The sequence below is a fragment of the Lentzea indica genome (assembly GCF_012184385.1).
GTDB classification, from domain to species: domain Bacteria; phylum Actinomycetota; class Actinomycetes; order Mycobacteriales; family Pseudonocardiaceae; genus Lentzea; species Lentzea indica.
Genome location: NZ_VSRL01000337.1, coordinates 1 through 8143, shown reverse-complemented (window position 1 = coordinate 8143; position 8143 = coordinate 1). Strand labels below are relative to the sequence as shown.

10 protein-coding genes are annotated in these 8143 nt (G+C 67.4%); 2 read left to right on the top strand and 8 right to left on the bottom strand.

All coding sequences use genetic code 11. From position 1 onward, the window contains the following. The 6 genes from FXN61_RS44700 to pqqA form a co-directional block, all read right to left on the bottom strand. A partial coding sequence (locus FXN61_RS44700; RefSeq protein WP_512698769.1) for an RsbRD N-terminal domain-containing protein occupies nucleotides 1-775 on the bottom strand: 775 nt, incomplete at its 3' end. 18 nt (nucleotides 776-793) lie between these two features. After that, on the bottom strand, nucleotides 794-1672 hold the full coding sequence (gene pqqB, locus FXN61_RS44695) for a pyrroloquinoline quinone biosynthesis protein PqqB (RefSeq protein WP_167979888.1): 879 nt from the start codon (nucleotides 1670-1672) through the stop codon (nucleotides 794-796). Further along, nucleotides 1669-2748, bottom strand: a complete 1080-nt coding sequence (pqqE, locus tag FXN61_RS44690) for a pyrroloquinoline quinone biosynthesis protein PqqE (protein WP_167979887.1) — start codon at nucleotides 2746-2748, stop codon at nucleotides 1669-1671. The genes pqqB and pqqE overlap by 4 nt, the downstream gene beginning before the upstream one ends. Next, nucleotides 2741-3019 (bottom strand): pyrroloquinoline quinone biosynthesis peptide chaperone PqqD, encoded by a 279-nt coding sequence (gene pqqD, locus FXN61_RS44685; RefSeq protein ID WP_312878480.1) that lies wholly within the window; start codon nucleotides 3017-3019, stop codon nucleotides 2741-2743. Before pqqD ends, pqqE begins: the two co-directional genes overlap by 8 nt. After that, nucleotides 3016-3711: a pyrroloquinoline-quinone synthase PqqC gene (pqqC, locus tag FXN61_RS44680; RefSeq protein ID WP_167979886.1), complete on the bottom strand. Its 696-nt coding sequence runs from the start codon at nucleotides 3709-3711 to the stop codon at nucleotides 3016-3018. Before pqqC ends, pqqD begins: the two co-directional genes overlap by 4 nt. Nucleotides 3712-3808: 97 nt before the next feature. Then, on the bottom strand, nucleotides 3809-3931 hold the full coding sequence (gene pqqA, locus FXN61_RS44675; protein ID WP_167979885.1) for a pyrroloquinoline quinone precursor peptide PqqA: 123 nt from the start codon (nucleotides 3929-3931) through the stop codon (nucleotides 3809-3811). Nucleotides 3932-4304: 373 nt separating this feature from the next. Between pqqA and FXN61_RS44670 the strand changes: the two genes are divergently transcribed. Both FXN61_RS44670 and FXN61_RS44665 read left to right on the top strand, forming a co-directional pair. After that, entirely contained in the window at nucleotides 4305-5198 is an 894-nt protein-coding gene (locus tag FXN61_RS44670) for a PQQ-dependent sugar dehydrogenase (protein WP_167979884.1), read from the top strand. Nucleotides 5199-5380: 182 nt separating this feature from the next. Continuing rightward, the gene (locus FXN61_RS44665; RefSeq protein ID WP_167979883.1) at nucleotides 5381-6415 is read left to right on the top strand and encodes a PQQ-dependent sugar dehydrogenase; all 1035 of its coding nucleotides are present in this window, start codon (nucleotides 5381-5383) and stop codon (nucleotides 6413-6415) included. A 12-nt stretch (nucleotides 6416-6427) separates the two neighbouring features. On the opposite strand, the gene FXN61_RS44660 is transcribed toward FXN61_RS44665, so the two are convergent. Both FXN61_RS44660 and FXN61_RS44655 read right to left on the bottom strand, forming a co-directional pair. After that, nucleotides 6428-7576 (bottom strand): polysaccharide deacetylase family protein, encoded by a 1149-nt coding sequence (locus FXN61_RS44660; RefSeq protein ID WP_188136168.1) that lies wholly within the window; start codon nucleotides 7574-7576, stop codon nucleotides 6428-6430. A gap of 70 nt (nucleotides 7577-7646) precedes the next feature. Then, nucleotides 7647-8036 (bottom strand): class F sortase, encoded by a 390-nt coding sequence (locus FXN61_RS44655; protein WP_312878479.1) that lies wholly within the window; start codon nucleotides 8034-8036, stop codon nucleotides 7647-7649. Nucleotides 8037-8143 lie beyond the last annotated feature (107 nt).

Here is an 8143-nt window from a genome sequence, read left to right as displayed (position 1 = left end):
CCGCCCCCACCGTCAGCGTCACGCCTGCCGCTCGCGCCGCGTCCGTCACCATTCGCTCGACGCGCTGAAGATCGTCGCCGGGCACCAGCACCAGGCCGCCGTCCGGGGTCAGCGAGGACAGCACCGGCTCACGGCTGTGGCGCTCCAGCTCGGTGCGCAGGCGCCGCAGCTTGCGTCGCCCCGCGACCGAAGCGTCGACACCGGGCGTCAGCTCGTCGGGATGCGGCGGCACGTGCAACGCCAGCACCACGTAGGGGCCCGCCTGCCGGGTGCCGTCGAGCAACGACGTCAGCAACGTGTGCCGCGCGGATCGGTCGTCGTCGAACATCGTCTGCCGCTCGTCCAGGTAACCCGCGCTCACCACCGGCGTGACCAGCTGCAGGTAGCGCATGGCCAACGCGTTGAGCTCCAGGACCTGACCGACCTCCTCGGGCCTGGCATCGGGCACCAGCGCTTCCCACACGACCTGGATGCCGACGTGGTACGCCGTGAGCACCACGTCGATCGGCACGCCCTCCTCGGCTCGTCGCGCGGCCGACTCGCGCAGGGGACGCAGCTCGTCCGCGGTCGGCAGGGCGCCGGTGCGCAGCACTTCGGCGAACGCGCGCAGCGTTTGCTCGATCACGCGCGTGATGTCGCCGGCCAGCTCCTCACCGGGTAGCTGCTGGTACTCCGGCACCCGCTCGGTGACCTCCGCGAGCACCTGCCGCACGAAGAAGGGCATCTCCGCGACGAGCCGTTCGGCCAGCGGACGTCCACCGATCACAAAGGACATCCGCCGATTCTGGCGCATCTACAGCTCGATCACCGTGCCGTCGAGCGGTACCTCGACACCGGCCTCCCGCAGCTTCGCCGACTCCGGCGACGCGGGATCCAGAACGGGGTTGGTGTTGTTGAGGTGCGTGTAGAACCGCCGGACGGAGGGAAACCGCCGCAGCTCTGGCAAACTCGCGGAGATCGGCAGGTGGCCCATGGCGGCCTGGCCGGACGAGCTGCCGGTCGCCGAACCCATCTCGGAAGCCGCGTAGAAGGTGCCGTCGAGCAGCAGGCAGTCCGCCCCGGCCACCACCTCGTCGAAGCCAGTGGGCCACGACGCCAGGCAGGGCGCGTAGACCAGCACTCCGCCCGAAACGAGGTCCTCGAAGCGGTAGGCCACGACCCAATGGCCGTCCACAGTGGACGAGCGGGCGTACTTCGGTCGCTTGCCGCTGATCGGGATCGCGCTCACCCGCAGACCCCCGGTGATCTCGAACTCGGGCTCGGCCTCACGCCACCCCAGGGGCGCGTAGCCGTCGATCACCGTGCGCAGGTCGAACTGGTCCTTCAACGCGTGCAGGACCGTTCCCGGTGCCCACACAGTCAACCCGGCCCCGCCGCGCAACGTCAGCAGGCCCAAGGTGTGGTCCAACTCGGCATCGGTGAACAAGGCCCCGCGGAGAGGCGTGTCGCGCGGCCCAGGGCCGGGGTTCAACAGCGAACAGGCAGCGATCTGGGTGCGGATGTCCGGGGACGCGTTGACGAGCCACCAGTCGGTGCCGTTGCCGCTGATCGCGAGGCAGTCCTGCGAACGCGACGGCAACGAACCAGAACGCGCGCGCACGCAGAGAACGCAAGCGCAGTTCCATTGCGGGAAGCCACCGCCTGCCGTGGTGCCGAGCAGAACCGCTTTCAAGTCATCTTCCTCATGGCCATCGCGGGAACCTCGGCAGGCGTCATCTCGGTCTCCAGGATCAGGTCCACGGTGGACCGCGAAGGAGACAGCGAACAGACCGGGTCGGTGTTGGCGGCATCGCCGGTCAGCTGGAACGCCTGGCAGCGGCACCCGCCGAAGTCGATCTCCTTGCGCGGGCACGAGCGGCAGGGGTCCTTCATCCACTCGAAGCCGCGGAAGGCGTTGAACGAAGGTGAGTTGTGCCAGATCTCGTGCAACGACGAGTCCCGCACGTTCTCGATCTCCAGCGACGAGATCACCGTGGCGGCGGGACAGGGGAGGACGTCGCCGTTCGGTGCCACGGTCAGCTGCCGCACGCCCCACCCGTACATGCACGGCTTCGGATGGGCCTCGTGGTAGTCCGCGATGACGTAGACGATCTCCATCCGTCCGCGCAGGCGTTCCTGTGCCGCGGCCACGATCGGATCGGCGACGGCGAGCTGTTCCCGAGTGGGCAGCAGAACAGCCCGGTTGCGCAGAGCCCAGCCGTAGTACTGGGTGTTGGCGAGCTCCAGGCGCTCGGCACCCATCTCCTCCGCCATCGCGATGATGCCGGCGATGTTGTCGAGATTCTGCCGGTGCAGCACGGTGTTGACCGTGAGTGGCAGGCCCTCGTCACGGATGTACGCCGCGGCCTCCACCTTCCGGTCGAACGCTTTGATGCCCGCGATCCGGTCGTTGCCCTCGCGCGTCGCGTCCTGCAGGGAGAGCTGCACGTGGTCGACACCGTGAGAAGCCAGATCCCGCAACCGATCCCGTGACAGACCGACTCCCGACGTGACCAGGTTGACGTAGCAGCCGAGGCTGTTCGCGTGCGTCACCAGTTCGGGCAGGTCCGGGCGCAGCAACGGTTCGCCGCCGGACAGGTGAATCTGCAGTGCACCCAGGGAGCGCGCCTGGTCGAAGACGCGCCGCCACGACTCGGTGTCCAGCTCGGCGTTGCGGCGCACCAGCTCGACGGGGTTCGAGCAGTAGCCACACTGCAACGGGCACCTGTGCGTCAGCTCGGCCAGCAGGCCGAAGGGAGCCTCAGCCATCGACGTCCACGACCCTTCGCTCAACGAGCCGGGCTACCAGCTCCACCACGTCTTCTGGCTCGACACCGTCGTACTCGTCACCCAGGACGAGCGCGATGTCGCCGACAGACCGAGCCCCATCGCAAAGCGACACAACGGAAGCAGCCGTCTCGTTCAGCACCAGCACACCCTCGGGGAACAACACGACGTGCGCGGAACGGATCTGGTCGTAGGCGCACTTCACGCCGCGCCGGATGTGCGGCACGGCGTCCAGGGCGATGACAGACGTCACGGCTTGCCCTTGCCCGAGTAGTAGTCGACGGCGTCGAGCACGGCGCGCAGCACGTCGCACTTGAACGACAGCGCGGCGACAGCGGCCAACTGCTGCTCACGGGTCGAGCAATGCTCGACCACTATGTCCAAAGTGGCCTGACCTTCACCCGCCACCGCCTGGATGCGGTTCGTGAAGTAGGCGAAGCCCTCCTCGGCGATCCACGGGTACTGCTCCCGCAGCGCCGCCAAACGCTTGCGCATCAACGCACCCGAGAACATCTCGGTGAGGCCGGAGGCGATGGCCTCCACCCACGGCTTCGTGCGCGCGAAGTTCACGTAGGCGTCGACGGCGAACCGCGTGCCGGGCAGCACGTGGCGTTCATCGAGCACCTCTTCCCGCGTCAGCCCCACGGCCTCCGCGAGGCGGATCCAGTTCTCGGCGCCGCCCTCACCCGGCCGCGTGCCGTCGTGCCAGATGATCCGCTCGCGCCACTGACGGCGGATGTCCGGCGACGGGCAGTTGGAGAGGATCGCGGCGTCTTTCTGCGCGATGCAGCGCTGGTAGTACCAGCGGTTCGCGGCCCACGCCTGCAGCTCGTGCTTGCTCAGCTGACCCGCGTGCATGCGCAGGTGGAACGGATGGCTGTCCCAGTACCGGGGCGCGAGGGCGCGGAGCTCGGCGACGAACTCCGCGTGAGGAACGGCAGTCATGGGCGGAAACTCCTCGGTCGACCAGGAAAGACGCACGGCGAGGCGAGGCGCCGGGGTTCCCGTCACGGAGGCGGGAACCCAGGCGCTGAGCCCAACGTCAGCTGCGCGCTGCGTAGGCGGTGACCTCCATCGGCGTCTCGAAGTCGCGGAAGTCGGGCTTGACCCATTCGCGCTTGACCTCGGGAAGCTTCTGCTCGGTAGTGGTGACGGCAACGTTCATGGCGCAACTCCTCGGGTCGTTGGCCTGCGAGCCCGTGGTGGGCGCGCGCGGCACTTTCCGTGGGGCGCGGCGGCGAACCACACGGTATGTCGTTCGGGCGGTCAAGGTCTAGACCGTACATAAAGTTACCTAAAGTCATCGGAGGGGTGACCCGATTGGCGGATGCGCCGCCGACTACACACCGTGGTTGTATCTGGGAGCCCCCAAGCCCGCAACTCCACCAGCGGGCTCGCCGTCGCCGCACGACGCGAAAGTTGGAGGGGTCAGCACAATGGGTGCTCGTCGAAGTGCGTACGTCGGCGTCCTCGCGCTTGCGGTAGGACTTTCCGGCAGTCCGCTGGCGTCTGCAGCGACACCGGACGAAGTCGGCACGATGGCCGTCAAAACGATCGCGACCGGCCTGAAGCAGGCTTGGAGCATCGACTTCCTGCCGGACGGCACCGGCATCTTCACGCAGAAGGACGCCAAGACCGTCTCCACGATCACCAAGGACGGCAAGGTCACCAAGGTCGGTGACATCCCCGGCGTCTCGGTGACCAAGGAAGCAGGTCTGCTGGGCATCGCGGTGTCCCCGACGTACGCGGCGGACAAGACGCTCTACCTCTACTACACGACCGGCAGCGACAACCGGATCGCGACGTGGCAGATCGGTGGCGGTGCCCCGAAGCCGATCGTCACCGGCATCCCGCGCGGCTCGAACTTCCACCACGGCGGCCGCATCAAGTTCGGTCCCGACGGCTTCCTCTACGCCGGTACCGGTGACGGCCAGAACGGGAACAACGCGCAGAACAAGAACTCCTTGGGCGGCAAGGTCCTCCGCATGACCAAGGACGGCAAGCCCGCGCCGGGCAACCCGTTCAACTCGCTCGTCTACTCCTACGGCCACCGCAACGTCCAGGGCCTGACGTGGCTGGGCAGCCAGCTCTACGTCTCGGACATCGGCGCCAGCAAGGTCGACGAGCTCAACAAGATCGACGCCGGCAAGAACTACGGCTGGCCGCAGTGCGAGGGTTCCTGCGGCACCGCGGGCATGACGAACCCGGTGAAGCAGTGGCCGACGTCGCAGGCGACGCCGTCCGGTCTCACCACCTACAAGGGCCACTTCTACATGGCCTCGCTCAAGGGCGGCACGTTCAAGCTCACCCCGAACGGCGCCGGCGGCAAGATCTACACCAACCTCGGCCGCACGCGGGACGAGGTCGCGGGTCCCGACGGCTCACTCTGGGTGATCACCCCCGGCGGCATCCACATCGCCGACGGCAACTGAGCGCATCGAACTCGGCTACCTCAGGTAGTTGACGAACGCCCCTCGCCTCACCCGCTCGGAGGCGAGGGGCGTCCGCAAACATCCGATGACCGTTGTGAGTTAATTCGACGTGTGATTGGGTGAATACGCCCTGCAACAACGCCGCCGCAGACAATCAACGAGCGGACATGAATGGAGAGCACATGCGTGCTCGTCACATCGCGGTCGCGGCAGCCTGCACTGCCCTGACCGCATCCATCTGCGTGATCCCTGCCTCCGCGCAGGACGGCCCCTCCACGCTCGCCGAGCGAACTCTGGCCACCAAGCTGGACATCCCCTGGGACATCGAGTTCCTGTCGGACGGCAGCGGCATCTTCACCGAGCGGGACACCCGCAAGATCAAGAAGATCACGGGCACGACCGTGACCGAGCTGGACACGGTGGAGCAGGCCCAGACGACCGGCGGTGAAGGAGGCCTGCTGGGCCTCGCCGTGTCGAAGACCTTCGCGACCGACAACTCGGTCTTCATCTACTACTCGACCGCGAGCGACAACCGCATCGCCAAGCTCGCGCTGGGCGGTACGCCGCAGCCGATCGTGACCGGCATCCCGAAGAACCGCTACCACAACGGCGGCGGCCTCGAGTTCGGTCCGGACGGCTTCCTGTGGGCGACCACCGGCGACGGCCAGAACACCAGCACCGCGCAGAACTGGAACTCGTTGGGCGGCAAGGTTCTCCGCTTCGACACCGCGGGCAGGCCCGCGACGGGCAACCCGCGCGCCGGCTCCGTCGTCTACTCGATCGGCCACCGCAACGTCCAGGGCATCGCGTGGGTCGGCAACACCGCGTACGCCACCGAGTTCGGCAACAGCCGCACCGACGAGATCAACCGGATCGAGGCCGGCAAGAACTACGGCTGGCCGACCTGCGAGGGCAACTGCAACACCGCGGGCATGACCAACCCGGTGAAGACGTGGTCCACCAGTCAGGCCGGCCCGACCGGCATCGGCTTCTACAAGAACGCCCTGTACGTCGGCGCGGTCACCGGCAAGCGAGTGTGGAAGATCCCGGTGAACGGCACCTCGCTCGGCACTCCTCAGGCCGTGTTCACCAGCTACGGCCGCGTGCGCGCGGTGGCTCCCGCGCCGGACGGCACGTTGTGGCTCGGCACGTCGAACCAGGACGCCAACGGCTCGCCGGGTGCGAACGACGACCGGATCATCTCGACGGACGGCTGATGCTCTAAAGCCCTAGTTGCGTGCTGCGGGCATCCGGCGGAGCTGGTCCAGCAACGCCGGATCCTGCAGCTGCATCCACTGGATCACCTCGGTGTACGTGGCGCACACCGTTTCCGGCTTGTCGCACACGTACTCGAGGAACTGCTCCATCGCGTTCGAGAACGCCGAACCGTTCCACTCGTTGAAGTGGTTGCCGACCACGAGCGGCGCGCGGTTGCCGTTCAACGCGGCCTGGTGCACCGACTTGTACGTGTCGAAGACGATCTGGGTGAACTCGGCCGCGCGGTGAGGTTCGTCCGTCGCCTTGTTGAGCGAGTACCAGAGGTTGAAGTCCATCATCACGACCTCCTTGCCCAGCGCGGGAACGCGCACCTCGGGCATCGGGAACTCGTACAGTCCGTTTTGGACGGACGGCCACTGCACCCCGAGCGCCACCTTGCTGGTGTCGTAGACCAGGCCGTTCGCTGCCATCGCGGGGAAAGCCTGGTCCCAGTTGCCTTCCAGGCACGGCGTCCGTCCACCCCGGACGGCGTCGGCCGGCAGCTTGAACCCGGCGGCGCGCGCCTTGTCCACGATCTGCTTGAACTGGGCGAGTTCGTCGTTCCACGCCTTGTTGTCCCACTTGTCGACCGACGGCTGGCTGCCGCCGGAGCAGAAGTGGCCGTTGTAGTGCGTGCCGATCTCGTGGCCCTCGTCGATCACCTGGTTCAGGTAGCCGATCCTGGCGGCGATGTCCTGCCTGCTGCCGCCGAACGAGATGTCGGAGACGCCGCGCTTGAGCCCGGCCGGCGGCTGGTACTGCATCTTGTCCTGGTCGGACAGCATGTACACGCCGGACAGCAGACCGGTGACGTGCGCACCCTTCTGCTTCGCGATCGGCAGGACCTTGTCCCAGTGTTGCTTGGAAACGGCGCCGTCGAACGAGAACAGCACGAACTGCGGAGGCTTCTCACCCGGCGCGAGCTTGTGCATCCACGGCTGCTTCTGCAGCTGCTCGGGGGTGGGAGCGGGCACTGTCGGCGTCGGTCCCGCGTCCTTGGGAGCGGGCAACCGCGGCGCCATCGGCAACGGGCCGGCGTCCGCCTGGTTCTGCTGGTCCTTGTTCGGACCCAGGGTCATCACCAGCACGAGAGCCAGCGCGAGCGCCAAGCCCGTGGTCAACCATCCCCACCGTTTCACACCTTAGGAGACGACTGGTCACCCGAACGGGTTGCGCGGAGGAAACAATTGGTCACCCAACGGGTTCGGCGATCACCACTCGGTTCGCCTCGTAACCCTGCTGTCCGCCGATCCACGTGCCGCCACAGGTGACCAGCACCAGGCGGTGCGGGCCGCGCGGTCCGAAGAACTCGACGGCGCGGGTGGGCAGCTCTTCCTTGCGAACGGTCTCGATCTGCTTGATGCGGAACTTGAACTCCTTGCCCGCGCTGTCGGCGATCGTGACCTCACGGCCGTTCTGCGCCTGCCACAGCTCCGCGAACGGGCCCTTCGCGCCCTTCCAGTCGACGTGACCGGCCAGCACCGTCGCGCCCTCCGTGCCGGCGAGCTCCGCGCCCCACCACGTCGCCTCGCCGATGCCGTCGGGCACGGGCAGCACACCGTCCTTGACCTTGCGGCGCACAGAGCGAGGCCGTGGGCGTCGTCGAGCTCGGTGAAGAGTTCCAGCGCGGGTTCCAGGGCCGTCCGGGACGCTTCCATCCGGCGCTGGCTGTGGTGCAGTGATCCCAT

Excerpts from the sequence above, each read along its gene's own strand:
- pqqA (WP_167979885.1), bottom strand. The coding sequence starts at position 3,931 with ATGAACGTTGCCGTCACCACTACCGAGCAGAAGCTTCCCGAGGTCAAG.
- FXN61_RS44670 (WP_167979884.1), top strand. The coding sequence starts at position 4,305 with ATGGCCGTCAAAACGATCGCGACCGGCCTGAAGCAGGCTTGGAGCATC.
- FXN61_RS44665 (WP_167979883.1), top strand. The coding sequence starts at position 5,381 with ATGCGTGCTCGTCACATCGCGGTCGCGGCAGCCTGCACTGCCCTGACC.
- pqqE (WP_167979887.1), bottom strand. The coding sequence starts at position 2,748 with ATGGCTGAGGCTCCCTTCGGCCTGCTGGCCGAGCTGACGCACAGGTGC.
- pqqC (WP_167979886.1), bottom strand. The coding sequence starts at position 3,711 with ATGACTGCCGTTCCTCACGCGGAGTTCGTCGCCGAGCTCCGCGCCCTC.